Origin of the sequence: Xaviernesmea oryzae, from assembly GCF_900109605.1 — a bacterium.
Taxonomy (GTDB): domain Bacteria; phylum Pseudomonadota; class Alphaproteobacteria; order Rhizobiales; family Rhizobiaceae; genus Xaviernesmea; species Xaviernesmea oryzae.
Genome location: NZ_FOAM01000001.1, coordinates 310,437 through 333,682 on the forward strand (window position 1 = coordinate 310,437; position 23,246 = coordinate 333,682).

At 63.0% G+C, this 23,246-nt stretch carries 24 protein-coding genes; 12 read left to right on the forward strand and 12 right to left on the reverse strand.

The features are described from left to right. Positions 1 to 85 precede the first annotated feature (85 nt). Positions 86 to 727 carry a LysE family translocator gene (locus BMX61_RS01275; RefSeq protein WP_075627253.1) on the forward strand — a complete coding sequence of 214 codons (642 nt, stop codon included), beginning with the start codon at positions 86 to 88 and terminating at the stop codon, positions 725 to 727. A 24-nt stretch (positions 728 to 751) separates the two neighbouring features. Here BMX61_RS01275 and rlmN read toward each other — a convergent pair whose 3' ends face one another. Both rlmN and BMX61_RS01285 read right to left on the reverse strand, forming a co-directional pair. Then, positions 752 to 1,942, reverse strand: a complete 1,191-nt coding sequence (rlmN, locus tag BMX61_RS01280; protein WP_075627484.1) for a dual-specificity RNA methyltransferase RlmN — start codon at positions 1,940 to 1,942, stop codon at positions 752 to 754. A 354-nt stretch (positions 1,943 to 2,296) separates the two neighbouring features. Next, the gene (locus tag BMX61_RS01285; protein WP_075627252.1) at positions 2,297 to 2,800 is read right to left on the reverse strand and encodes an invasion associated locus B family protein; all 504 of its coding nucleotides are present in this window, start codon (positions 2,798 to 2,800) and stop codon (positions 2,297 to 2,299) included. An 80-nt stretch (positions 2,801 to 2,880) separates the two neighbouring features. Between BMX61_RS01285 and BMX61_RS24210 the strand changes: the two genes are divergently transcribed. Together BMX61_RS24210 and BMX61_RS01290 are read left to right on the forward strand one after the other, a co-directional pair. Further along, positions 2,881 to 3,210 (forward strand): hypothetical protein, encoded by a 330-nt coding sequence (locus BMX61_RS24210; protein ID WP_139198853.1) that lies wholly within the window; start codon positions 2,881 to 2,883, stop codon positions 3,208 to 3,210. A gap of 100 nt (positions 3,211 to 3,310) precedes the next feature. After that, positions 3,311 to 3,883: a sigma-70 family RNA polymerase sigma factor gene (locus BMX61_RS01290; protein WP_075627251.1), complete on the forward strand. Its 573-nt coding sequence runs from the start codon at positions 3,311 to 3,313 to the stop codon at positions 3,881 to 3,883. A gap of 74 nt (positions 3,884 to 3,957) precedes the next feature. Here BMX61_RS01290 and BMX61_RS01295 read toward each other — a convergent pair whose 3' ends face one another. From BMX61_RS01295 to BMX61_RS01310, 4 genes are all read right to left on the reverse strand, one after another. Next, positions 3,958 to 4,338 (reverse strand): YkvA family protein, encoded by a 381-nt coding sequence (locus tag BMX61_RS01295; protein ID WP_075627250.1) that lies wholly within the window; start codon positions 4,336 to 4,338, stop codon positions 3,958 to 3,960. A 166-nt stretch (positions 4,339 to 4,504) separates the two neighbouring features. Then, positions 4,505 to 4,825 (reverse strand): 4a-hydroxytetrahydrobiopterin dehydratase, encoded by a 321-nt coding sequence (locus tag BMX61_RS01300; RefSeq protein ID WP_075627249.1) that lies wholly within the window; start codon positions 4,823 to 4,825, stop codon positions 4,505 to 4,507. A gap of 32 nt (positions 4,826 to 4,857) precedes the next feature. Next, positions 4,858 to 5,442, reverse strand: coding sequence for an RNA 2',3'-cyclic phosphodiesterase (thpR, locus tag BMX61_RS01305; RefSeq protein ID WP_075627248.1), 585 nt, complete (start codon positions 5,440 to 5,442; stop codon positions 4,858 to 4,860). 138 nt (positions 5,443 to 5,580) lie between these two features. Next, positions 5,581 to 6,234, reverse strand: a complete 654-nt coding sequence (locus BMX61_RS01310; RefSeq protein WP_075627247.1) for an arylesterase — start codon at positions 6,232 to 6,234, stop codon at positions 5,581 to 5,583. Between the two features lie 88 nt (positions 6,235 to 6,322). Here BMX61_RS01310 and BMX61_RS01315 point away from each other — a divergent pair, with 88 nt between their 5' ends. From BMX61_RS01315 to BMX61_RS01325, 3 genes are all read left to right on the forward strand, one after another. Further along, positions 6,323 to 7,045: an ABC transporter ATP-binding protein gene (locus BMX61_RS01315; RefSeq protein ID WP_075627483.1), complete on the forward strand. Its 723-nt coding sequence runs from the start codon at positions 6,323 to 6,325 to the stop codon at positions 7,043 to 7,045. 92 nt (positions 7,046 to 7,137) lie between these two features. After that, the gene (locus BMX61_RS01320) at positions 7,138 to 9,627 is read left to right on the forward strand and encodes an ABC transporter permease (RefSeq protein ID WP_075627482.1); all 2,490 of its coding nucleotides are present in this window, start codon (positions 7,138 to 7,140) and stop codon (positions 9,625 to 9,627) included. Between the two features lie 214 nt (positions 9,628 to 9,841). After that, positions 9,842 to 10,579, forward strand: a complete 738-nt coding sequence (locus BMX61_RS01325) for a Bax inhibitor-1/YccA family protein (protein ID WP_075627246.1) — start codon at positions 9,842 to 9,844, stop codon at positions 10,577 to 10,579. 134 nt (positions 10,580 to 10,713) lie between these two features. Here BMX61_RS01325 and BMX61_RS01330 read toward each other — a convergent pair whose 3' ends face one another. The 3 genes from BMX61_RS01330 to acnA all read right to left on the reverse strand — a co-directional run bounded on the left by BMX61_RS01330 (position 10,714) and on the right by acnA (position 15,037). Then, positions 10,714 to 11,100, reverse strand: a complete 387-nt coding sequence (locus BMX61_RS01330; RefSeq protein ID WP_075627245.1) for a DUF2794 domain-containing protein — start codon at positions 11,098 to 11,100, stop codon at positions 10,714 to 10,716. 169 nt (positions 11,101 to 11,269) lie between these two features. Then, on the reverse strand, positions 11,270 to 12,058 hold the full coding sequence (locus BMX61_RS01335) for a DUF1223 domain-containing protein (RefSeq protein ID WP_092742193.1): 789 nt from the start codon (positions 12,056 to 12,058) through the stop codon (positions 11,270 to 11,272). A gap of 288 nt (positions 12,059 to 12,346) precedes the next feature. Then, positions 12,347 to 15,037 (reverse strand): aconitate hydratase AcnA, encoded by a 2,691-nt coding sequence (gene acnA / locus BMX61_RS01340; RefSeq protein WP_075627244.1) that lies wholly within the window; start codon positions 15,035 to 15,037, stop codon positions 12,347 to 12,349. Between the two features lie 264 nt (positions 15,038 to 15,301). On the opposite strand from acnA, the gene ccmA reads away from it, so the two are divergent. The 6 genes from ccmA to BMX61_RS01375 all read left to right on the forward strand — a co-directional run bounded on the left by ccmA (position 15,302) and on the right by BMX61_RS01375 (position 20,159). Beyond that, complete coding sequence (gene ccmA, locus BMX61_RS01345; protein ID WP_075627243.1) at positions 15,302 to 16,027, forward strand: heme ABC exporter ATP-binding protein CcmA; 726 nt, start codon at positions 15,302 to 15,304, stop codon at positions 16,025 to 16,027. Beyond that, a complete protein-coding gene (ccmB, locus tag BMX61_RS01350; RefSeq protein ID WP_075627242.1) occupies positions 16,024 to 16,683 on the forward strand; it encodes a heme exporter protein CcmB in 660 nt (219 codons plus the stop codon). The genes ccmA and ccmB overlap by 4 nt, the downstream gene beginning before the upstream one ends. A 74-nt stretch (positions 16,684 to 16,757) precedes the next feature. After that, positions 16,758 to 17,528: a heme ABC transporter permease gene (locus BMX61_RS01355; RefSeq protein WP_075627241.1), complete on the forward strand. Its 771-nt coding sequence runs from the start codon at positions 16,758 to 16,760 to the stop codon at positions 17,526 to 17,528. Then, positions 17,525 to 17,725 (forward strand): heme exporter protein CcmD, encoded by a 201-nt coding sequence (gene ccmD, locus BMX61_RS01360; RefSeq protein WP_075627240.1) that lies wholly within the window; start codon positions 17,525 to 17,527, stop codon positions 17,723 to 17,725. Before BMX61_RS01355 ends, ccmD begins: the two co-directional genes overlap by 4 nt. Before the next feature lie 83 nt (positions 17,726 to 17,808). Next, positions 17,809 to 18,345, forward strand: a complete 537-nt coding sequence (locus tag BMX61_RS01365; protein WP_075627481.1) for a DsbE family thiol:disulfide interchange protein — start codon at positions 17,809 to 17,811, stop codon at positions 18,343 to 18,345. 287 nt (positions 18,346 to 18,632) lie between these two features. Then, positions 18,633 to 20,159 (forward strand): ABC-F family ATP-binding cassette domain-containing protein, encoded by a 1,527-nt coding sequence (locus BMX61_RS01375; RefSeq protein ID WP_075627238.1) that lies wholly within the window; start codon positions 18,633 to 18,635, stop codon positions 20,157 to 20,159. Between the two features lie 87 nt (positions 20,160 to 20,246). Here BMX61_RS01375 and BMX61_RS01380 read toward each other — a convergent pair whose 3' ends face one another. From BMX61_RS01380 to ftsY, 3 genes are all read right to left on the reverse strand, one after another. Further along, entirely contained in the window at positions 20,247 to 20,855 is a 609-nt protein-coding gene (locus BMX61_RS01380) for a DUF2585 domain-containing protein (protein ID WP_075627237.1), read from the reverse strand. Then, positions 20,852 to 21,517 (reverse strand): septation protein A, encoded by a 666-nt coding sequence (locus tag BMX61_RS01385; RefSeq protein ID WP_075627236.1) that lies wholly within the window; start codon positions 21,515 to 21,517, stop codon positions 20,852 to 20,854. Before BMX61_RS01385 ends, BMX61_RS01380 begins: the two co-directional genes overlap by 4 nt. 139 nt (positions 21,518 to 21,656) lie before the next feature. After that, positions 21,657 to 23,204: a signal recognition particle-docking protein FtsY gene (ftsY, locus tag BMX61_RS01390; RefSeq protein WP_075627235.1), complete on the reverse strand. Its 1,548-nt coding sequence runs from the start codon at positions 23,202 to 23,204 to the stop codon at positions 21,657 to 21,659. Between the last annotated feature and the right edge of the window lie 42 nt (positions 23,205 to 23,246).

A 23,246-nucleotide genomic window follows, 5' to 3' on the forward strand; every position in this document is an offset into this window, starting at 1 on the left:
TGACGGCGCTTCCATAACACGCCGCTTGACTTTGTCCTAGGGATAGCAAAAGCCAAAGCGAGCCAGTGTTTAGGATCTTGCCGCCATGGATTTCGTGCCGTCTTTTCCCGTTATCCTCGCCTTCACCGGTGCCATTCTGCTGTTGGCGCTGACGCCTGGGCCCGACATGACGCTCTGGATGAGCCGCTCGATGCGCGACGGCCGGGCCATCGGCCTGGCGGTGCTTGCCGGAACCAGCACCGGCGTCTCGGTGCATACGCTCCTGGTGGCTTTCGGCATCGCGGCGCTGATCGTCGCCTCGCCGACAGCCTTCCTTCTGTTGAAGACCGGCGGCGCGGCCTATCTCGCCTGGCTGGCCTTCGCCGCGATCCGCCATGGATCCAGCTTCTCGCTTCGCCCGGAAACCTCATCGAAGTCGTCGCTTGCAGGCGCCTTCGTCAACGGGCTCTGGGTCAATCTGCTCAACCCCAAGGTCATCATCTTCTTCATGACCTTCCTGCCGCAATTCGTCAGCGCCAACGATCCGCATGTCGCCGGCAAGCTGGTCTTTCTCGGCCTGTGGTCGATTGTCGTCAGCCTGCCGATCGGGCTTGCCGTGGTGCTCGGCGCCGATGCTCTGTCCGGCTGGCTGCGCGCCAACCCCAAGGCGCTGCGCGGGCTCGATTATCTGATCGCTTCGGTCTTCTCGCTCTTCGCGGTCAAGATCCTCTTCACCAGCGCGCGCTAAGCCGGCGATACCCGGAGGCGCGCCTCAGTCGTCCTCGCCGTGATTGGCGATCATCATCGCTTCATAGGCAAGGCGATCAACCTTGCGCATGCGTTCGGATTCCGACTTCAGCTGGCCGCAGGCCGCCAGAATATCGCGCCCGCGCGGCGTGCGGATCGGCGAAGCATAGCCAGCGCTGTTGATGAAGTCGGCAAAGGTCTCGATCTGCTCCCAGGACGAGCAGCGGTAATTGGTGCCGGGCCAGGGATTGAAGGGGATCAGGTTGATCTTTGCCGGAATGCCCTTCAGCAACCGGGTCAGCTCCTTGGCATCCTCGAGGGAATCATTGACGCCTTCGAGCATCACATATTCGAAGGTGATGCGCCGCGCATTCGACAGGCCCGGATAGGCCCGGCAGGCGTCCATCAGCTCCTTCAGCGGATACTTCTTGTTGATCGGCACCAGCATGTCGCGCAGATCGTCGCGCACGGCATGCAGCGAGATGGCGAGCATGACGCCGATTTCCTCGCCGGTGCGGTAAATTTCCGGCACGACGCCGGAGGTCGAAAGCGTGATGCGGCGCTTGGAGAGCGACAGACCATCACCGTCCGAGGCGATCAGGAGCGCGGTCTTGACCTCCTCGAAATTATAGAGCGGCTCGCCCATGCCCATCATCACGACATTTGTAACCTTGCGGTCGCTGGACGGGATGAGCCCGCCTTCCGGCACGTCCGCACCCGGAAAATCGCCCAGCCGGTCGCGGGCGAGCAGGAGCTGCGCCAGGATTTCCTCGGCGGTCAGGTTGCGCACCAGGCGCTGGGTGCCGGTGTGGCAGAAGGAGCAGGTGAGCGAACAGCCGACCTGGCTGGAGATGCACAGCGTGCCGCGCCCTTCCTCGGGAATATAGACGGTCTCGACTTCCACCGGCCGGCCGGCGCCGCGCGCGGGAAAGCGTAGCAGCCATTTGCGCGTGCCATCGGTCGAGATCTGCTCCTCGACGATCTCGGGCCGAGCGATGGTGAAATGGGTTTTCAGAAGCGCGCGCAGATCCTTGGCGACATTGGTCATCGCGTCGAAATCCGACACGCCGCGCACATAGAGCCAATGCCAGAGCTGGCTGACGCGCATCCGGCGCTGGCGCTCCGGTACGCCCACCTTGCCCAGCGCCTCGGCCATCGCCTCACGCGAAAGACCGATCAGCGATGGCTTTTCGGGCGCCGGCCGGCTTGCGGCCATCGGTGAGAAAGTGGACGCCGGCGCGCGGGCGGGCAGATCGGAAAGAGCGGTATCGGCCATGATCTTGTCGGTCCCCTGACGGATAGCTGCGGCCACTCGGCTGCCGGCCAGAAAAGCCTGCCGCCTTGCGTCCAGTCCAGATCGTCATGTGAGTATATGGGAGAGGCCGCGTGCCGAAAGCCGCACGGGGCCGTCAATCTTTGCGCGCGCCATAGCATGATTTCCCCGCCGCGTCACGCCGGCCATATGAAAAAGCGCAAAAAACGACGAAAGGCGCGCACCTTGGCGGTGGCGCCTTTCGTCGAAATGTGGTTGCCGGTCGGCAGGATCGAGCGCTTGCGCGCTCTGCCAAGCTTATTTGCAGCTTTCGATCTGCTTCAGCGCGGCGGAAATACCCGACAGCGAATAGGAATAGGTCGTCGTCGTACCCTTGCGCGATTTTCCGGACACCGACATGGCCTTGCCCGAGCGCATCGCCGTGACCAGGGCAGGTTCCTCTGCGGCGTTTTCCACCCAAGCCGAGTTGCCCTTGGTGAAGAGGGTGAAATTCTTCTGATCGACAGTGACGATCACCTTGGAATTTTCCTGCAGGGGATAGCCGACCATCACCTGCGGTTCATAGGAGATGTTCTGGCCGGGACGCTGCGAAACCAGGAAGAACACATCGCCATGATCGACATTGGCCGGAGCCTTTTCCTTCGGCACCGACAGAACATAGCAAACCTTGCTTTTGCCCGACTGGTAGGAATAGGCGCCCCAGGCATTGAACTGCTGGATGCGCGTCGGCGTTTGTGCCGCCGCGATGCCCGCACCGGAAACCGCGAGTGCGAACACGAGGGTGAGTTTTCGTACAAACATCTTGTCCTGCCGTAAGTTTGCCTGCCGGCCGCCTCTCTGGGAGCCTGGCAGGCGACGCTGGGTGTTCAAGGCGACCTATTATGACTTCGTTCACGTTAACAAAGCGTTGTGCGGCGGCCGCCCCGCGAATGATCCCGTTGCGCATGCACAGCCACCTCAGGCAAGTCGTGGCTGCCAGATCGCAAGACGCCGAACGTACTGACGGCCTTTACGACGGGCACCCGCTGCCGCCGCAGCAGGCGGCGCTGAAGGAGGGCAATGGTGGAAGCGTGGTTTCTCAACGCGGACCGTTCGGTCACGGATCACTGTCAGAAAAAATTTGGCGAGAGTTTGACCTTTGGCAAAACCAGGCAACCTCTTGTCATTGCAGCGCCGCGCCTCCTGCGAAAAACGCAAAACCGACGCTGTAAGACTTTAAATGTGCTGGAGAATTTTTTCGCTAGATCGATTTCGATTTAAGGAATTATGCAGTAGACAGAAGAATGGGTTTGCGGAGGCCGACACAAGGGCATGAACGGTGACGAACGACGGCATTTCGCTGTACTGGCCGATGCCGTCGCCAAAGACCGCGATCGGGCTGCCTTCGCGCAGCTTTTCACCTTTTTCGCGCCACGGCTGAAATCCTTCCTGATGCGCCAGAACATGAGCGCCATGGAGGCCGAAGAACTGGTGCAGGAGGTGATGGTTGTTCTTTGGAACAAGGCTCATCTCTACGATCCGGCGAAATCCTCGCTGTCGACCTGGCTGTTTCGCGTTGCGCGCAATCGCCGGATCGACGCCGCACGCCGTCAGCGCGCCGCTAAGCTGGATGAAAATGATACGGATCTTCAGCCCAGCGCTCCGCCAGCGCCGGATGAGGTGGTGGATCTGACCGACCGTGAAGACATGGTCCAGAAGGCGATCAGCCGTCTGCCGCAGGAACAGTTGCAGCTGGTGCAACTCGCCTTTTTTCTGGGTCGTTCGCATTCGGAGATCGCCGCCGAAACAGGCCTGCCACTCGGAACCGTGAAATCCCGTCTCCGGCTTGCCTTCGGCAAGCTGCGCCTGCTTCTGGGCGAGCAAGGCATTGAAAGCGCGAGCTGACCACACGCGGTTCAGGCCTTTGCTTTCCACCCGGCATCCTTGAGAAATCTGCCGATTAAGTCTGCCAGCAAGCGTTATGAGTCCGGCAGTGGGCCTTTCAGGATCTCGTCGGCCTTTTGGTAATGCACGTCGCGGATCTGGCCGCTGACGGCGGCAAAGGCGGCGGTGAGCACCGCGATGTCATCGGAAAAGCCGACGAAAGCGAGAAAATCGGGCACGATATCGAAGGGGAGCACGAAATAGGCCAGCGCACCCAGCAGAATGCCTCGCGTGCGCAGCGGTGTCTGTGGATCGAGCGCGCAGTAATAGGCCGCGACGAGATCGCGCACAAAGGGGATGTGGCCGATCGCCCGCTTCAAAGTCGGCCAGAAGCGCTTGCGCACACGGCGTGCTTTTGCGTCCTGCTCGCTTTCCTCGCCGGGCATCAGGATCTCGCCGATCTTCACATCGTCCATGTCCGTCCCTTTCCGAAATCATGCTTTCCTCACGCCTGAGCGCCTGGAAAAGAATTAGAAGGGATATGGGGGTGCGGGTTTGAGATTAAAGACCTGACCCCCCGGCATGGCGGAAGGCTGGAGCTTGTTGGCTCTGTCGAAGGCAGTCCCCGACCTGTCCAGGCCGCTAGGCGAGGCGCACCGCAGCGTTCATCGCTGCAGCCAGCTCCAAGTCGAGCGCCGTCAGACCTTTGGCCGAATGGGTGGTCAGGCGCACATGCACACGATTATAGCTGTTCGACCAATCGGGATGATGGTCGATGCGCGCGCAGACAAGGGCGCTCTGCGTCATGAAAGCAAAGGCTTCCTCAAAGCTTTTGAAGCGGAAGGCACGGATGATCGACAGGCCGTCGGCATCCAGGCTCCATCCAGCCTCCGGATCGAGGCCGGCATTGAGCGCCGCCAGCCCGGCGGCGACCTCGTGCTCATCGAGACGTTTTCGCGACATGAAGATCGCTTTCCGCCGTCACGCGGCCAAGTTCACAGACGCTGTGCCGGCTCGATTTCCAAGCCGCCGCGTTTGCTCGGTGCCTCATGCAGGGGGAAAACCTCCTCCGTCAGGTAAGGCCCGCCGCCGACGGAGTCGCGAGAGGAGAGCAGAACGAAGCGTGAGACGATGAAGGGATTGGTCATGAAGCCGCCGCGGCCTGCGAGATAGTGCACCACATCCTCCACACGGGAGGCACGGAGCCGCGCCAGCGTGACATGGGGTGTGAACTTGCGCGGGTCCGGCGCAAGACCGATCCGCTGGCAGATCCGCTCGATTTCGGCCTGAAGCTGGAAGAGTTCCGGCGGCGTGCTGACGCCGGCCCAGACCGAATGGGGCTTCTTCGAACCGAAGGCGCCGGTGCCGGTCAGCTGCAGCTGAAACTCCGGCCGTTCGATCCGGTCCAGCCGCTCGACGACCTCGTCGGCCGTGCGGCCATCGACATCGCCGATGAAGCGCAAGGTGATGTGATAGTTTTCGACATCGATCCAGCGGGCGCCAGGAAGACCGCCGCGCAGGAGCGAAAGGCTCATCGCGGCATTGCGCGGAATCTCGAGGGCGGTGAAAAGTCTCGGCATGGCCAGCTCCTCGAATCTATGACGACACCCCGAGCGAAACATGACGGTCGAGGCCGCGCAACTGCAAATTCGCACCCGCAATATTTACCCGGCAAGCTTAACAGGCTGTGAATAGGCTTATCCACAGGTCTCGTCAGCTTACTGTGATCCAGAAAGCCTGCGCACGAAGCGTTCAGCTGCTGGCAGCATGCGTTCCACCATGATGGAGACGCCCTGCGGATTGGGATGCATGCCATCCTCCAGCTTCAGCGCGGCATTTTCCACCACGCCGTCGAGGAAGAAGGGGTAAAGCTCCAGGCCATACTGCTTGGCAAGATCGGGATAGATCGCATTGAAGCGCGCGCCATAGTCGCCGCCCATGTTCGGGGGCGCCATCATGCCGGCCAGAAGCACCTCGACACCGCGCGCCTTCAGCGCCTCGATCATCGCCGTCAGGTTCTTGCGCGTTTCCTCGGGCGGAATGCCGCGCAGCGCGTCATTGGCGCCTAGCTCCAGAATCACGCCCTTCGTGCCATCGGGCACCGACCAGGCGATCCGGGCAAGCCCGGCGGCGGTCGTGTCGCCGGAAACGCCGGCATTGGCGATGGTCACGTCGAGGCCCTTGTCACGCAGCGCCTTTTCCAGCCGAGCCGGGAACGCATCTTCGGGCGCCAATTGATAGCCGGCCATCAAGCTGTCGCCGAAGCCGACCAGGCTGACAGGCTCGGCTGCTGCCCTGTTCACGCCGAGAAAGCTGGCGATCAACACTGCGAGAGCGGCCGTGAAAAGCCCTAGCCTCTCTTTCCATCGCATGGCGGCACTCCTAAATCGGGTAGGCTTTCGCATCTGCAAAAGCATCCTCGTACCATCTTCATATAGGGCGATCTCCTTGGGCGACATCATGATCGAGTTGAAAAAAGCGGATCTGACGCTCGGTCATGCCGCAGCCTCCGTCCATGTGCTGAAATCCATCGACCTGGCCATCGGGCGCGGCGAAACGGTTGGGATCGTCGGGCCTTCCGGTTCCGGCAAGTCGACCCTTCTGATGGTGCTGGCAGGGCTGGAACGGCTCGATTCCGGCGAAATCGTCATTGACGGCGTGGCGCTTCAGACGCTGTCGGAAGACAAGGTCGCGGAATTTCGCGGACGCAATGTCGGCATCGTCTTCCAGTCCTTCCATCTGATCCCCAACATGACCGCGCTGGAAAATGTCGCGGTGCCGTTGGAGCTTGCCGGCGCACGCGATGCCTTCGAACGCGCACGTGCCGAACTCGTGGCTGTCGGGCTCGGCGCACGGCTGGATCATTATCCGGGGCAGCTTTCGGGCGGCGAGCAGCAGCGCGTGGCGATTGCGCGGGCACTGGCGCCCAATCCCAAGCTCCTGATCGCCGATGAACCGACCGGCAATCTCGATGGCGAGACCGGGCGGCAGATTGCCGACCTGATCTTCGCCAAGCAGGCCGAGCGCGCCATGACCCTGATGCTCGTGACCCACGACCCGTCGCTCGCCGCCCGCTGTGGCCGCCAGGTGCATGTCCGGTCGGGCCAGATCATCGACGATGGCAGCAACACGGCAGGCCTTTCGCCCGCAGCAGCGCCGATGGCCGTAAAGGCCGGCCTGTGAGCGCGCCTCTTCGCCTTCCTGCCCGAACCGGGTTCGTTCGATCGGTTGCGCCACAGCGACTCGCACTTGCCTTCCGCCTGGCGCTGCGGGAGATGCGCGGCGGGCTCAGCGGCTTTTACATTTTCCTTGCCTGCATTGCGCTCGGCGTTGCCGCCATCGCCGGGGTGAATTCGGTTTCCCGCTCGATCACCGGCGCTATCGAATCGCAGGGACGCGAGCTTCTGGCGGGCGATATCCGCTTCGAGCTGACCAACCGTCTGGCGAGCGCGGAGGAGCGTCGGTTTCTCGAAAGCTATGGCACGGTGTCGCTGACGACAGGTCTGCGCTCCATGGCGCGGCTGCCGGATGGCTCGAACCAAGCCCTGGTCGAGCTCAAGGCCGTGGATGGCGCCTATCCGCTTTATGGCCGTTTCGAAAGCGCGCCTGACGTGCCGCTTGCCGATCTGCTCGCTGAACGGGATGGCGCTTTTGGCGCCGTGGTCGCGCCGCTGCTGCTCGATCGGCTCGGCCTGAAGATCGGCGACCGGCTCCTCCTGGGAAATGCCAGTCTGATCGTCACCGGTACGGTCGTCAGCGAGCCGGATGCGGTGTCGGACGGTTTCGGCTTTGCGCCGCGGCTGATCATGTCGCAGGAGGGATTGAGCAAGACCGGCCTCGTGCAGGCGGGCAGCCTGGTTGAGCAGGCCTATAAGCTCAAGCTGGCCGATCCCGCCCGCCTGCCGGCTCTGCGAGCGGCGTCGGAAGCTGCCTTTCCTCAAGCGGGATGGTCAGTGCGCACCAGCAACAATGCGGCACCGGCGTTAACGGCCAATGTCACCCGCTTCTCGCAGTTCCTGACCCTTGTCGGGCTGACGGCGCTGGTCGTCGGTGGCGTCGGCATTGCCAATTCGGTGCGCGCCTTTCTCGACTCCAAGCGCAATGTCATTGCCGCTTTCAAATGTCTGGGCGCGCCGGGCAGTCTCGTCAGCCTGATCTATCTCCTGCAGATCCTCATGATCTCGGTGCTCGGCATCGTTATTGGGCTCGCTCTCGGCGTCTTCATCGCGCCGCTCGCGTCGACGGCGCTCAAAGGGGTTCTGCCGGTGACGGAGGGCTTTGCCCTTTATCCCAAGGCGCTGGCCCTTGCGGCGCTTTTCGGCCTGCTCACCGCGCTTGCCTTTGCCTTCTTGCCGCTCGGCGCGGCGCGGCGCGTGCCGGCCACGGCGTTGATCCGCGATTCCCAAGCCACACGTCGGCGGCTCGCGCCTTGGCCCTATATTCTCGCCTCATCCGCATGCTTCCTGGCGCTCGGCGCGATCAGCGTGCTCACGGCCGATGATGCACGGGTCGCCTGGACCTTCCTTGGTGCCGTTGCCGGTGCTTTCGTCGTCCTCAGGCTGGTCGGTGCCGGCGTTGCCTTTCTCGCTAAGCGGGCGCCGCGCGTCTCGTCGCCCGCGTTGAGACTGGCCATCGGCAATATTCATCGCCCCGGCGCCTTGACACCTTCGGTGGTGCTGTCGCTTGGCCTCGGTCTGGCGCTGCTGGTCACACTCGCCCTGATCGACGGCAATCTTCGCCGCCAGCTCACCGGGACCCTTCCGGAACGCGCGCCGAATTTCTTCTTCGTCGATATCCAGTCGAGTGAACTGACTGGCTTCCGCGATCTGATGAAGCGGGAGATGCCCGAAGGAAAGTTGATCGAGGTGCCGATGCTGCGCGGGCGTATCCTCGCATTCAACGGTCAGGACGTCAGCCGCATGACGGTGGCACCTGGCGCACGCTGGGTGCTGCGCGGCGATCGGGGCATCACCTATGCCCGCAATCTACCGGAAAATTCGCAGCTGGTGGAGGGCAATTGGTGGCCTGCCGACTACACGGGCGAGCCGCTGGTCTCCTTTTCGGAGAAAGAGGCACGCGAGCTGAAGCTGAAAATCGGCGATAGCGTGACGGTCAACGTGCTCGGCCGCAACATCACCGCCCGGATCGCCAATTTCCGTACGGTGGAGTGGGAGAGCCTGTCGATCAATTTCGTCATGGTCTTCTCGCCCAACACGTTTGCCGGCGCACCGCATGCCTGGCTCGCCACCATCATCGATCCCAAGGCGACACCGGCGCAGGAAGCGCAGACGCTGAACGCCATTACCCGCGCTTTTCCGACCATCACCAGTGTGCGGGTGAAGGACGCGCTCGATATCGTCAATACGCTGGTCGCCCAACTCGCCACTGCGATTCGCGCGGCTGCCGCCGTGGCTCTCGTCGCTTCCGTTCTGGTTCTGGCCGGGGCGCTTGCGGCCGGCAATCGCGCGCGGCTGCACGATGCCGTGGTCTTGAAGACGCTCGGCGCGACGAGGGCGACGCTGATTCGCGCCTTCGTCTATGAATATGCGATCCTTGGTCTGTCGACCGCGCTCTTCTCGTTGATGGCGGGGGGCGTTGCGGCCTGGTTCGTGGTCTCGCGCATCATGACGCTGCCATCGTCCTTCCTGCCGGATGTGGCCGCGGTCACCCTTGTCGCCGCCCTGGTACTGACAATCGGCATCGGCTTGATCGGCACATGGCGGGTGCTCGGCCGAAAGGCTGCACCCGTGCTGCGCGAGCTGTGAGGATTCGTCGTCAAGGGCGCTTTTGGATTAAACTTCGGTCATCTTGGGCTGTTTCGGCCTGTTTTCGCCTGCCTCACCTATGCTGGCGCCTTGTGAAAACTCATTTCGCGCCACATATTTCGTTTGGGCATGCTGAGCCCTGCAGCGGCGCCTGGCGCATCGACCTTCGAGCGCGCCGTTCGTCACGGGGCTTTATTTTGCAAAGAGGACCACAATGGCTGATCCCAGAAACTTCCGAATGACGCCAGCCGGCGCTCGGGCCGGTGCCGTCGTGGACGCGGGTCTGCGCTCCTATATGCTGCGCGTTTACAATCTGATGGCGCTGGGCCTGGCAATCACCGGCCTCGTCGCTTTCGGCGCGGTGCAACTCGCCTTCAACGATGGCGGCCTGACCGCCTTTGGCCAAGCGATCTATCTCAGCCCGCTGAAGTGGGTGGTGATGCTGGCTCCGCTCGGCATGGTGATGTTCCTGAGTTTTCGCATTCAATCGATGAGCGTCTCGGCGGCACAGACCATGTTCTGGGTCTATGCGGCCCTGATGGGCCTTTCGCTGTCGTCGATCTTCCTGGTCTATACCGGCCAGAGCATCGCGCAGACCTTCTTCGTGACGGCAGCCGCCTTCGGCAGCCTGTCGCTCTATGGCTACACCACCCGGCGTGACCTGAGCGCCATGGGCTCGTTCATGGTGATGGGCCTGTTTGGTCTGATCATCGCCTCGCTCGTCAACATCTTCCTCCAGTCGTCCGCCGTCGAATTCGCGGTCTCGGCGCTGGGCGTGCTGATCTTCGCCGGCCTGACGGCCTGGGATACCCAGCGCATCAAGGAAATGTATTTCGAAGGGGATGCGTATGAGACCGCTGGCCGCAAGGCCATCATGGGCGCGCTGACCCTCTATCTCGACTTTATCAACCTCTTCATGTTCCTGCTGCGCTTCCTCGGCAACCGCGAATAATCGGTGCCGGCGTAAAGGGCGGCGGCGCTTGCCGCCGCTCCGGCAGGAATGCGATGAATCAAAAACGGCCGCGAGTATCTCGTGGCCGTTTTTTATGGTTCATGCGGGCGGGCAGAGCGGCAGGTCGCGCCGCCTCAGCTTTTCACTACCTTGAACATCCGGTCGAAGACCTTGAGCACCTGCACGAGATCATGGCCGCGCTTGAGGATCACGCCGTGGGTGTTGATAACGCTGTAGGCGCCCTGCTTGGCGGCAAGCTTGGGATTCTTCTCGATGCGGAAAAGCGGCATTTCGCCCGAGCGCTTGAAAACGGAAAAGACGGCGCGGTCCTTCATGTGATCAAGTGCATAATCGCGCCACTCGCCATCGCCGACCATGCGGCCATAGACCCAGAGGATCCGGTCGAGTTCGCGACGGTCGAAGGTGATAGGAAGCGGATCCTTGGCGTTTCGGTATTCCCTGAGATCGACCACGGTCTGCGACGAGATCTCGCGATCGGGCATGTCCGTCTGTTCTGTCATGCGATTTTCCGGTCGATTCCTGTGACTGAACCATGACAGTGTGCCCGAGCCTGCGTGAAAAGCAAGGCCGTGCTGGGCGAGGCCGGCCGGCCATGCGCAGCCCCTTCAGGCTCGCACCAGCTTGCCGAAGCGAGGGCCGCGCGCTGGACAGGCAGCGACGGACGATCTGTTATCGGTTGATCTGCGCCATGCCGCCAGGGCGCTGGTGCGGTTCGATCAGCACGGTTGCGCCGAGGATCGCGCCCGGCGTTTCTCCATCCTTCATCTGCTGAACGAGAATGGCCACGCCGCCACGATCATCTTCCTGGAGAACGGAGGCCGGAAGGACGAAGCTGGTGGCCTTGCCGTCCCACATGCCAATGGTCTGCACGTCACGCACCGAGTTCATGTAGGAAATGGTGCGGCCGTTGTTTTCGCCGCGATGCATGGTCACGACTTTCTGGGGTGCGAAGTAGACGGCAACCACATTGGCCTTGCCGGTAGCGCTCTCCTGCCGGCCGACCTCAATGTCGATCTCGTCGCCCCTGCGCATGGCGGTAACAGCGACGTCGAGACCCTGGCGGGATTCGCGCATCTCGGTCAGGCGGCGGTTGATGCCGGCTAGATCGCCGCCATTCATATGCTCGCGGCCGTTCAGTACCGCCTGTGGCGTGTAGACGCCGTTTTTCCCGAAGCTGCGGGAATAGCCATATTGCCGGGCGGTGTTGTCCTTGGTCGCCAGCGTATCGGCCCAGCCGCGATAATTCCAATAGTCCACGTGATAGCCGAGCGCGATCACCTCGCCGCTTTCGACCAGCTTGCGCAGCGCTGCATCGGCCGGCGGGCAGGAGGAGCAGCCCTGGCTGGTGAACAGCTCAACGACGCCCATCGGCGCTGCATCGCTCGCCGAGCCGGGTGCAGCGCTCCACAGAAGAGCGCAGCCAAGAAGCGCGAAACGCAAGAGGGGACGATCAGGCATGCGGCAACCTTCGCATCTGAGTTTGTCGAAAGTCTAAAGACGGTGACGGTAGCATCCCTCATTACGCCGATGCCATCTCAACCAAAAGTCAATTCGGAGTGAGACGGGAAGCAGGGGCGAGCACGGTATTTTGTGCGGCCATGCCGCCGAAATCGTGCTTTCGGCGCCATGGCCATTGCGCGAAGGTATCCGGTCAAATTCTTTAGCCGGCATGCCGAAAAAGAGAAGCCGGGCACGGGGCCCGGCTTCAATGACAAGGCGATTGCCTTTTCGCTTTTGCGCGATGCCTTAGGCGGCGAGGTCGCGCAGGACGGTCTGGAGAATGCCGCCATTGTTGACGTAGGTGACCTCGTCAAGCGTATCGATGCGGCAGATCAGCGGCACTTCCTTCACCGCGCCATCGCCATAGGTGATGACGGCGGTGCGCTTTTCACGCGGCTGAACATTGGCGAGGTTCTCGATCGTCACGACCTCGTCGCCCTTCAGGCCCAGCGAGGCCCAGGTGGTGCCGGGTTCGAAGACGAAGGGAACGATGCCCATTCCGACCAGATTCGAACGGTGGATGCGCTCGAAGCTCTCGGCGATGACAGCCTTGACGCCCAGGAGGTTGGTGCCCTTGGCCGCCCAGTCACGCGAAGAGCCGTTGCCATATTCGACGCCGGCGAAGATGACGAGCGGAACGCCCTCTTCCTTGTATTTCATGGCCGCGTCGTAGATCGACATCTCTTCCTTTGACGGATAGTGGATGGTGTAGCCACCTTCCTTGCCGTTCGGGCCGAGCATGTGGTTGCGGATGCGGATATTGGCGAAGGTGCCGCGCATCATCACCTCATGATTGCCGCGACGGGTGCCGTACTGGTTGAAGTCGGCAACCGAGACGCCATGGTCGAGCAGATAGGCGCCGGCGGGGGAGGCCGCCTTGATCGAACCGGCCGGGGAAATATGGTCGGTGGTGATCTTGTCGCCGAACAGGCCGAGGACGCGCGCGCCCTTGATGTCGGAGATGCCGGAGCCGGACTTGCCCATGCCGACGAAGTAAGGCGGATTCTGCACATAGGTGGAATCATCGTCCCAGGCATAGGTCTGGCCTGCCGGCACCTGAACGTTCTGCCAGTTTTCGTCGCCCTTGAAGACGTCGGCATACTTCGTCTCGTAGAGTTCGCGGGTGACGTATTTCTGGATGAACTCCTGCACTTCGGCAGAGGTCGGCCAAATGTCCTTCAGATAGACCGGATTGCCGTTCTGGTCTTCGCCGAGCGGCTCTTTGGTCAGATCCTTCTGCACCGAACCGGCCAGTGCATAGGCCACGACGAGCGGCGGCGAGGCGAGATAGTTCGCCTGGACGTCGGGCGAAATGCGGCCTTCGAAGTTGCGGTTGCCTGAGAGAACGCCGGCCGTGATCAGGCCCTTGTCGTTGATGGTCTTGGAGATGGCGGCTGGCAGCGGGCCGGAATTGCCGATGCAGGTGGTGCAGCCGAAGCCGACCAGGTTGAAGCCCAGCGCGTCCAGATCCTTCTGCAGGTCGGCCTTGGCGAGATATTCCGCCACGACCTGCGATCCCGGCGCCAGCGACGTCTTCACCCAGGGCTTGGACTTCAGGCCCTTGGCGACCGCGTTGCGGGCCAGCAGTCCGGCAGCGATCAGAACGCTGGGGTTGGAGGTGTTAGTGCAGGAGGTGATGGCGGCAATGGCCACGTCGCCATGGCCGAGATCGAAGTTCTCGCCTTCGACCGCATAGCGATTCGACAGCTGGCCGGGCTTCTTATAGTCGTTTTCGAGCGCGGTGGCGAAGTTCGGCGCGATGGTTTCGAGGGGCAGGCGGCCTTCCGGACGCTTCGGGCCGGCCATGGAGGGCACGACGTCGCCGAGATCGAGTTCCAGCGTATCGGTGAAGACCAGGTCGGAGCCATCGCCTTCGCGCCACATGCCCTGCGCCTTGGAATAGGCTTCGACCAGCGCGATGCGGTCCTTGGTGCGGCCGGACATGTTCAGATAGTTGATGGTTTCGCCATCGACCGGGAAGAAGCCGCAGGTCGCGCCATATTCCGGGCCCATATTGCCGATGGTCGCGCGGTCGGCGAGCGGCATGTTGTCGAGGCCGGGGCCGAAGAATTCGACGAACTTGGAGACCACGCCCTTCTTGCGCAGCATCTGCACGACGGTCAGCACCAGGTCGGTCGCGGTGACGCCTTCCTTGAGCTTGCCGGTCAGCTTGAAGCCGATGACCTCGGGCAGGAGCATGGAAACCGGCTGGCCAAGCATGGCGGCTTCCGCCTCGATGCCACCCACGCCCCAACCGAGCACGCCCAGGCCGTTGATCATGGTGGTGTGGCTGTCCGTGCCGACACAGGTGTCGGGATAGGCGATGGTTTCGCCGCCTTCTTCCTTGGTCCAGACGGTCTGGCCGAGATATTCCAAGTTTACCTGGTGACAGATGCCGGTGCCGGGCGGAACCACGCGGAAGTTCTTGAACGCCTGCTGGCCCCACTTCAGGAAGCGGTAGCGCTCGCCGTTGCGCTCATATTCCAGCTCGACATTGCGGGCAAAGGCATTGGCCGAGCCGAATTCGTCGACGATGACGGAGTGGTCGATGACGAGATCGACGGGAACGAGCGGATTGATCTTTTCCGGATCGCCGCCGAGCGACTTGATGCCGTCGCGCATGGCGGCGAGGTCGACCACGGCGGGAACGCCGGTGAAGTCCTGCATCAGCACGCGGGCCGGGCGGTAGGCGATTTCGTTCTCGGCCGTACCCTTGTCGTTCAGCCAGGCGGCGACGTTGAGAATGTCCTGCTTGGTGACCGAGCGGCCATCCTCGTTGCGCAGCAGGTTCTCAAGCAGAACCTTCATCGAATAGGGCAGCTTGGAGACGCCGGGAAGACCGTTTTCTTCGGCCTTGGGCAGGCTGTAATAGACATAGTCGGTGCCGTTCACCGACAGGGTCGACCGACAATTGAAACTGTCTAGGGATTTGGACACTGGATACCCCGTTCCGTGTAATCGCCAAAACCGACGTGCGAACGCCCGTGCGCCCTTGCGGGCCGCGAAATGGGATGCGGGTGCGGCCATTTCCGCTGTCCGCACGTGGAAGGAACTTCCATGTTCGGCGCAAGAATGAAAATCACGCCGACCGCTGGCGTGCCGGGGCGGTTATAGATAATTTCGCGGTTTCATGCCAGACCAGAACATCCTGAAACGAGACAATTTTCTCGAATTGCGACAAAGGTCGTAAAGGGACGATGAATGCCGCTTTGCCTGTCCGTTGAGGGGCTTGCCGCCCGGCGTGGAGATACGCTGATTTTCCGCGATGTCAGCTTTTCCGCAGGCGAGGGCGCTGTCGTAATCGTCACCGGCGCAAACGGCTCCGGCAAATCGACGCTGCTGCGCATTGTCGCCGGGCTGTTGCGCGCGGAGGCCGGCTCGATCCGAGTGGCCGGTGGAGATCCGCAGCGGCCGGATGCCGTTGACACGCGGACCGAAACGCGCCGGGACCTCTGTCATTATCTTGGCCATCGCAATGGGCTGAAGACCGAGCTGACCGTCTTCGACAATCTGGCCTTCTGGCGATCTTTCGCCACCGCACCCTCCCGTCGGCACGGGCTGGAGATCGAGGCCGCGCTGGAGGAGGTCGGGCTTCTGGCTTTGGCGGATCTGCCTGTGGGCGTGCTGTCGGCCGGGCAACAGCGGCGCGCTGCCCTGGCGCGCCTTCTCGTCGCTTGGCGCCCGATCTGGCTGCTCGACGAGCCGACAGCCGCGCTCGACGCCGCTTCGGACGCCATGGTTTCACGGATGATTGCCCGGCACGCGGCGAGTGCCGGCATCGTGCTTGCCGCCACACATCTGCCGCTCGATCTGCCGCAGGCGCGTGCCCTCGCCATGCCAGGCCCGCCGAGGCGCGAGGACGTGGGTGGAGACGATGTCGTCTGGCTGGATGCGGGGCAGGTGGACGGGCCGGGAGCTGCGCCATGAGGCGGCTGCTTCTGCGCGATCTCGCCCTTGCCTTTCGCGCCGGCGGCGGGGGGCTGACAGGGTTGCTCTTCTTCCTGGCGGTGGTGGCGATCGTGCCCTTCGGCATCGGGCCGGATGTGAAGCTGCTGGCCCGCATCGGCCCCGCCATTCTCTGGATCGGCGCATTGCTGGCCGCGCTTCTCGGGCTCGACCGGCTGTTTCAGGCAGAGCGCGAGGATGGCACGCTGGATCTTCTCATGATGCAGGAAACACCGCTGTCACTGATCGTCCTGGTCAAATGCATGGCCCATTGGGTTTCGAGCGGGCTGATCCTGGCGCTGTCGGTTCCGGTCTTCGGCCTGTTGCTCAATCTCGGGCCGCTGGCCATCGGCGCGACCATGCTGACGCTTTTCGTGGGAACGCCCGCCCTGACCCTGATCGGCGCCGGTGCGGCGGCCGTGACGGTGGCGCTGCCGCGCGGCGGGCTGCTCGTTTCCGTCCTGGTGCTGCCTCTTGCCATTCCGGTGCTGATCTTCGGCGTCAGCGCCACCCAGGCGGCCATCGAGGCGCCGGCAGCCTTTCTCACCCCTTTCCTCATCCTGATCGCGCTGAACCTGCTCTTCGCGGTGCTCGGTCCACTGGCCGCCGCCACCGCCCTGCGCAGCCTGGAGGATTGAGCAAGGAAAAACTGACGCGAGCTTGATGCAGCGCGCGATTGAAGCGCGGCCCGCTTCGGTCTAAGCATCAGGATATGAGCGACACCAGCCTGACGATCCGCCGCTTCGCCGATCTCGCCAACCCCACCCGGTTCCTGGCGCTGTCGGCCCGTCTGCTTCCCTGGATCTGTTGGCTCACCGCCGCGCTCTTCGGGCTCGGCCTGTTTTACGCGCTCACCAGCGCGGGCGACTATCAGCAGGGCGAAACGGTGCGCATCATGTATGTGCATGTGCCCTCCGCCTGGTTGGCGATGATGACCTATATGGTCATGACGCTCTCTGCGCTTGGGACGCTGGTCTGGCGCCACCCGCTCGCCGATGTCTCGGCACGGGCCGCCATGCCGATCGGGGCGGCTTTCACGGCGCTTGCCCTCGTCACCGGTTCGCTCTGGGGCAAGCCGATGTGGGGCGCTTGGTGGGTCTGGGATGCGCGGCTGACGTCCTTCTTCATCCTCTTCCTGATGTATCTTGGCCTGATCGCGCTGAACCGGGCGCTGGAGGATCCAACCCGTGCCGCGCGGCTTTCGGCCATTCTGATCCTGCTTGGCTTCATCAATATCCCGATCATCAAATTTTCAGTCGACTGGTGGAATACGCTGCACCAGCCGGCAAGTGTCCTGCGCATGGGTGGCTCGGCCATCGATGGCGAATTCCTACGCCCGCTGCTCCTGATGGCCGGGGCCTTTACCTGTCTGTTCCTGGCGCTGCATCTTGGCGCCATGCGCAACGAGATCCTGCGCCGGCGCGTGGCCGCTTTGCGCCGTCAGGCCGCGCGCGGGGCGCTGACCGCCGGGGGCCCGGCATGAGCCTCGATGCGCCGCATATCGGCTTCGTGCTCGCCAGCTATGGCGCGGCGCTCGCCATCATTCTCGGCCTGATCCTCTGGGTGCTGCTGGACGGGCGCGCGCGGCGCGCCGAAATCCGTGCGCTGGAAGCCGCCGGCATCCGCCGCCGCTCTGACCGGCCTGTCGATGACGCGCGGGCTGCGGGACCTGCGCCATGAATCTCAATGACGAGCATGCGCCAACGCAGGTGCAAGCGGCGCGAGCGCCGGAGGCGGCACGCCCGTCCTTCGGCCGCAAGCTGATGGTTGCCCTGCCGCTTCTTCTTTTCGCCGGTCTTGCCGCGCTCTTCCTGTCTCGGCTTGAATCCGGGCAGGACTCCCAGGACATTCCATCCGCCCTGATCGGCACCAGGGCGCCGACGCTGAGCCTTGCTCCGCTCGACGGCGTGGCCGTGCCCGTCCTGTCCGATCAGGCGATCGCCGGCCGGCTGACCCTCGTCAATGTTTTCGCCTCCTGGTGCGTGCCGTGCCGGCAGGAACATCCGTTGATCCTGAGCCTTTCAAAGGATCGACGGCTCAATCTCGTCGGGATCAACTATAAGGACCAGCCGGACAAGACCCGCGCCTTTCTCGATGAGCTCGGCAATCCCTATGCCGCCATCGGTGCCGACCCCAAAGGACGCGCCGCCATCGACTGGGGCGTCTACGGCATCCCCGAATCCTTCCTCGTTGCCCCCGACGGCACCATCCTATACAAGCGTATCGGCCCCTTTGACGAGGCGGCACTTCGCAACGAGCTGGAGCCGGCGATCGTCAAAGCACTCGGTGGCGTGCCTTGACCGCTTGCCAAGCGGTCTGCGGCGATGTTAGCTATCCCCGTTCGAAACACGTAAGAGAGGGCTGCGCGTGAAGCTAATCTTCCTGCATCATCGCACATTTGGCCCTGATCGTGCCCTGCAAATGCGTTTGCAGGGCTGATCGGAACGAACAGCACCGTTTTCTGGTCTCCCCTTTGGCGATGGCCGCACGCATCTGCTGATGCATCGCGCCCATCAGGCTCCATGCCCACTTGCGTGTCTGCCGGCTGATGCCGCTCCGCATGGGCGTTTAAGACCAGAGAGTTCCCATGTCGCTTCTTCAGATCCGTGCGCTCGGCGTCACGCTGTCCGCCGTCCTGTTTTCCGATCTTAACCTGACCCTATCTGCCGGCGACCGGATTGGCCTCGTGGCCGCCAATGGCCGTGGCAAATCCACACTGCTGAAATGCATTGCCGGTCAAACGGAGCCCACCTCCGGCAGCATCACCCGCGCACGCGGCCTGACGATCGGCCATATGGAGCAGCATCTTCCGGCTGCCCTTGCCCAGCATACCTTTAGAGATGCCATTTTGGACGCGCTGCCGGCGGAGCAGCGCGACAGCGAAAGCTGGCGCGCGGAGGTGACGCTGGAAGAACTGGAGGTTCCCGAAGAGCTGCGGGGGCGCCGGCTCGACGCCTTGAGCGGTGGCTGGCAGCGTATCACGCTGATTGCCCGCATGCGCGTCTGCGACCCGGATGTGCTACTGCTTGACGAGCCGACGAACCATCTCGATCTGTCGAAGATCGCCCGGCTGGAATCCTGGCTGGCGGGCCTGCCACGCGACATGCCGGTGATCATCTCCAGCCATGACCGTGCTTTTCTCGACGCTGTCACCAACCGCACGCTCTTCCTGCGGTCTGAGCGGTCGATGATGTTTGCCATGCCCTATTCGCGTGCCCGCGCCAGTCTTGACGAGGCCGATGCGGCCCAGGCCCGTCAGTTCGATCGCGAGATGAAAACGGCGCAGCAGCTGCGTCAGCAAGCCGCAAAGCTGAACAATATCGGCATCAATTCCGGCAGCGATCTTCTGGTGGTGAAGACCAAGCAGTTGAAAGCACGGGCCGAGCGCATCGAAACAGCGGCCAAGCCGTCGCACCAGGAACGCTCGGCAGGCGCCATCCGGCTCGCCAATCGCGGCACGCATGCCAAGGTGCTGGTGACGCTCGACGATGTGCCTGTCGAGACGCCGGATGGGGTGCTGCTTTTCCGCACGGGTCGGAAATTCATCGGCCAGGGGGATCGAATCGTGCTGCTTGGTCTCAACGGGACTGGAAAGACCCGGCTGGTGCGGCTTCTGCGGCAGGCCATCCTATCCGATGATGGCGTGTCCCAGGCGATCAAGGCCACGCCCTCGCTTGTGCTTGGCTATGGCGACCAGGCCGTGTCTGATCTTGTGGATGAGGAGACGCCGCACGAAACGCTCATTCGCCGTTTCGATGTCGGCGATCAGCGCACCCGCACGCTGCTTAGCGGCGCTGGCCTGTCGATCGAGAGGCAGGGCCGGCCCATCGCCCAGCTCTCCGGCGGGCAGAAGGCACGGCTTTCCATGCTCGCGCTTCGCCTTGCCCAGCCGAACTTCTACCTCCTGGACGAACCGACCAACCATCTCGATATCGAAGGCCAGGAGGCATTGGAGCGCGAGCTGACAGGCAAGGAGGCAAGCTGCCTGTTCGTGTCCCATGATCGCAGCTTCGTGCGCGCGGTCGCCAACCGCTTCTGGCTCATCGAGAGGCGGCGGTTGATCGAGGTGGACGGTCCCGAAGACTTCTTCGCGGAAGCCGCGCAGGCGCTCTGAAGGTCGTGGAAGAGGCTCTTCACGCTGCCGGTGCGAAGAGCTTCTGATGCGGAGAGATCCCATCAAGTGCGGTGGGCGCGGATCGCCTCAGAGCGCCCCCTGCCAGGCTTTCACCGCATCGATCGGCCAGACGAGCATCAGCACGTTGAGGGTCAGATTGTCGCGGATCAGGAAACCGGTCAGGATCTCGAAGAACACGGCAATCACAACTATCAGCCAGACGGGCAGGCGAGCAGCGGCGAGGAAGCCGAGCGCCATGAAGACGGTATCCATGGTCGAGTTGAGGATACTGTCGCCGACATAGTCGAGCGAGATGGTGGCCGCGCGGTAGCGGTCGATGATGACAGGCGAGTTCTCGGCGATCTCCCAGGCGGCTTCGATCAGCGTGGCGACGAAGAGGCGCGGCGCCAGGCCTTGCCGGCGCATGAGCAGGTGCGTCAGCCCATAGAACAGGAAGCCGTGGATGATGTGGGACGGCGTATACCAGTCGGAGATATGCTGCGAGTTGCCGGGACTCATCACCTGCGGCTCGAACAGCTTGACCATGCCGCAGGTGCAGATCGGCACGCGGCCCATCGCCCATTCGATTGCGGCCTGCAGCACGAGGATCGCCAGACAGGCGAAAAGCCAGGCGGTCGGACTGCCGAAGGCGGCATGACCCTTGCCGGGAACCTGCTCGCCGCGCGCCGCCGTCATCGCGTCTCGCCGTCCTTGCCGGCACCGCTCTCCCCGGCCGGCGTGGTGCTGTGGCGCATGATCAGCGGCATCTGGGCAAGCGTGAAGAGGATCGTGATCGGCATGGTGCCCCAGACCTTGAAGGCCACCCAGACATCATCGGAAAAGTTGCGCCAGACGACTTCGTTGAGCACGGCCAGAAACAGAAAGAAGATGCCCCAGCGCAGGGTGAGCTTGCGCCATCCTTCCTCATCCAGCTGAAAGGCGGCATTGAAGACATAGCCGAGCAGCGAGCGGCCGAACAGAAGCCCGCCGAGCAGCACCGCGCCGAACAGCGTGTTGACGATGGTCGGCTTCATCTTGATGAAGGTTTCGTTCTGCAGCCAGATCGACAGCGAGCCGAAGATCACCACGACGATGCCGGAGACGAAGGGCATGATCGGCAGATGGCCGAGCATGATCTTTGATACGACGAGCGAGATCACCGTGGCGGCCATGAACAGAGCGGTGGCGACGAAGAGCGGACCGCCGAGCTCGGCCAATGCCGGCACCTTCTCGATCAGCCATGGGCCGCGCAGATTGGCAAAGAAGAAGACCAGCATCGGCCCGAGTTCGAGCGCCATCTTCAAAAGCGGATGGTGGCGGTCTGTGGGCGTCGGCTTGACGTCGCTTTCGAAGGTCATCGCGTTCGGTCCCGAACTCGTGAGGATGGGAACGCCGCAAGGCGCATGTGGCGCTTGCGGCAAGGAAAAGGAAGGCTTACCGGCCTTCAGCCTGTCAAGACAGGCAAAAAGAGCATTTCCATGACGCTGTCATGGCGGATCAGGCACCCGTGCCGGCGATCGCCCGGGCAAAATCGCTGGCCTCGAAGGGTTCGAGATCGTCGATCCCTTCGCCGACCCCGATGAAATAGACCGGCAGCTTGTGCTTGGCCGAGATGGCGACAAGAATACCGCCGCGCGCCGTGCCGTCGAGCTTGGTCATGATCAGCCCATTGACGCCGGCGACGTTGCGAAAGATCTCCACCTGGTTCAGCGCATTCTGGCCCGTGGTGGCGTCGAGCGTCTGCAGCACGGTGTGCGGCGCGTCCGGATCGAGCTTGCCAAGCACGCGGACGATCTTTTCCAGCTCTGCCATCAGCTCGGTGCGGTTTTGCAGCCGGCCGGCCGTGTCGATGATCAGCACGTCGCTCTTCTGCCGGCGCGCCTCCTCGAAGGCCTCATAGGCAAGACCTGCCGCATCGGCGCCGAGCTTGGTGGCGACGATGTGCGACTTGGTGCGCTCGGCCCAGATCTTCAGCTGCTCGATGGCCGCCGCGCGGAACGTGTCTCCGGCTGCCAGCATCACCTTCAATCCGGCGCCGGAGAGTTTGGCGGCGAGCTTGCCGATGGTGGTGGTCTTGCCGGTGCCGTTGACGCCGACGACGAGGATCACATGCGGCTTGTGGCTGAGATCGAGCGTCAGCGGCTTGGCGACCGGGGTGAGCACCTTGGTGATCTCGTCCGCCATGATGCGCGAGACATCTTCGCCCGAGACATCGCGGCCATAGCGCTCGGATGCCAGCGTATCGGTGATGCGCAAGGCCGTTTCCATGCCGAGATCGGCCTGAATCAGCAGGTCTTCGAGATCCTGCAGCGTGTCGTCATCCAGCTTGCGCTTGGTGAAGAGCGCAGTGATCTGGCCTGAAAGCTGCGACGAGGTGCGGGCCAGGCCTTCGCGCAGGCGCTGAAACCAGTTGCGCTTCTGCTGGACGGCAACGACCTCGTCCGGCGCATCTGTGAGCGCGCCTGTCGTGGCGAATCCTTTGGGCAGAATGGGTTCGGCCATCGTCGCCTCCGAAGAGACAACCTCTGTCTCGACGGGCTCGGCCTCGATGTTGGGCACGGGCGAAGGCGCTTCGGCCTCGGGCGCGCCTGCCACAGGTTCAAGGATGGTCTCGCCCAATGGGCCCGGTTCCGATGCAGCGCGATCGTCGATTGGTACGCGTGACGCGTCGTCAGCTGGAAAGGCGATGGCGTCGGCCGCTTCGGTGTCCGTCTGCTCGAAGGCCAGCGGCGCTTCCTGCGTTCCAGCCTCGGCTTCAGCCTCCAGAAGCGAAAGCGGGATCAGGCCGAGATCGCCGATCACCTCCACCGGCGGCAGGAGAGCCGGATCCGGCTCGGCCGCGCTGATGGCCTCGAAATCCAGCTCCTCGTCATCGACGGGGCCGCCGGCTGTTTCCATTTCCTCGGCCAGAACGGGGTCGAGGGCCTGCGGCAGGTCGCGGGTCTCATCGGGCGACAGCAATGCGGCTTCGTCAGCGCGCGCCGCATCCTCGGCAGGCTTGCTTTTGCCGAAGGTGAAGACTTTTTTGATGAAATCGAGCGCCATGACGTCCCTGTCCGCTGGCCTGTGCCAGCTCGGCCTGCCCGC

What these genes read in the sequence shown, in the direction of transcription:
- BMX61_RS01275 (WP_075627253.1), top strand. Translation starts at nt 86, where the DNA reads ATGGATTTCGTGCCGTCTTTTCCCGTTATCCTCGCCTTCACCGGTGCC.
- rlmN (WP_075627484.1), bottom strand. Translation starts at nt 1,942, where the DNA reads ATGGCCGCAAGCCGGCCGGCGCCCGAAAAGCCATCGCTGATCGGTCTT.
- BMX61_RS01285 (WP_075627252.1), bottom strand. Translation starts at nt 2,800, where the DNA reads ATGTTTGTACGAAAACTCACCCTCGTGTTCGCACTCGCGGTTTCCGGT.
- BMX61_RS24210 (WP_139198853.1), top strand. Translation starts at nt 2,881, where the DNA reads ATGACTTCGTTCACGTTAACAAAGCGTTGTGCGGCGGCCGCCCCGCGA.
- BMX61_RS01290 (WP_075627251.1), top strand. Translation starts at nt 3,311, where the DNA reads ATGAACGGTGACGAACGACGGCATTTCGCTGTACTGGCCGATGCCGTC.
- BMX61_RS01295 (WP_075627250.1), bottom strand. Translation starts at nt 4,338, where the DNA reads ATGGACGATGTGAAGATCGGCGAGATCCTGATGCCCGGCGAGGAAAGC.
- BMX61_RS01300 (WP_075627249.1), bottom strand. Translation starts at nt 4,825, where the DNA reads ATGTCGCGAAAACGTCTCGATGAGCACGAGGTCGCCGCCGGGCTGGCG.
- thpR (WP_075627248.1), bottom strand. Translation starts at nt 5,442, where the DNA reads ATGCCGAGACTTTTCACCGCCCTCGAGATTCCGCGCAATGCCGCGATG.
- BMX61_RS01310 (WP_075627247.1), bottom strand. Translation starts at nt 6,234, where the DNA reads ATGCGATGGAAAGAGAGGCTAGGGCTTTTCACGGCCGCTCTCGCAGTG.
- BMX61_RS01315 (WP_075627483.1), top strand. Translation starts at nt 6,323, where the DNA reads ATGATCGAGTTGAAAAAAGCGGATCTGACGCTCGGTCATGCCGCAGCC.
- BMX61_RS01320 (WP_075627482.1), top strand. Translation starts at nt 7,138, where the DNA reads ATGCGCGGCGGGCTCAGCGGCTTTTACATTTTCCTTGCCTGCATTGCG.
- BMX61_RS01325 (WP_075627246.1), top strand. Translation starts at nt 9,842, where the DNA reads ATGGCTGATCCCAGAAACTTCCGAATGACGCCAGCCGGCGCTCGGGCC.
- BMX61_RS01330 (WP_075627245.1), bottom strand. Translation starts at nt 11,100, where the DNA reads ATGACAGAACAGACGGACATGCCCGATCGCGAGATCTCGTCGCAGACC.
- BMX61_RS01335 (WP_092742193.1), bottom strand. Translation starts at nt 12,058, where the DNA reads ATGCCTGATCGTCCCCTCTTGCGTTTCGCGCTTCTTGGCTGCGCTCTT.
- ccmA (WP_075627243.1), top strand. Translation starts at nt 15,302, where the DNA reads ATGCCGCTTTGCCTGTCCGTTGAGGGGCTTGCCGCCCGGCGTGGAGAT.
- ccmB (WP_075627242.1), top strand. Translation starts at nt 16,024, where the DNA reads ATGAGGCGGCTGCTTCTGCGCGATCTCGCCCTTGCCTTTCGCGCCGGC.
- BMX61_RS01355 (WP_075627241.1), top strand. Translation starts at nt 16,758, where the DNA reads ATGAGCGACACCAGCCTGACGATCCGCCGCTTCGCCGATCTCGCCAAC.
- ccmD (WP_075627240.1), top strand. Translation starts at nt 17,525, where the DNA reads ATGAGCCTCGATGCGCCGCATATCGGCTTCGTGCTCGCCAGCTATGGC.
- BMX61_RS01365 (WP_075627481.1), top strand. Translation starts at nt 17,809, where the DNA reads ATGGTTGCCCTGCCGCTTCTTCTTTTCGCCGGTCTTGCCGCGCTCTTC.
- BMX61_RS01375 (WP_075627238.1), top strand. Translation starts at nt 18,633, where the DNA reads ATGTCGCTTCTTCAGATCCGTGCGCTCGGCGTCACGCTGTCCGCCGTC.
- BMX61_RS01380 (WP_075627237.1), bottom strand. Translation starts at nt 20,855, where the DNA reads ATGACGGCGGCGCGCGGCGAGCAGGTTCCCGGCAAGGGTCATGCCGCC.
- BMX61_RS01385 (WP_075627236.1), bottom strand. Translation starts at nt 21,517, where the DNA reads ATGACCTTCGAAAGCGACGTCAAGCCGACGCCCACAGACCGCCACCAT.
- ftsY (WP_075627235.1), bottom strand. Translation starts at nt 23,204, where the DNA reads ATGGCGCTCGATTTCATCAAAAAAGTCTTCACCTTCGGCAAAAGCAAG.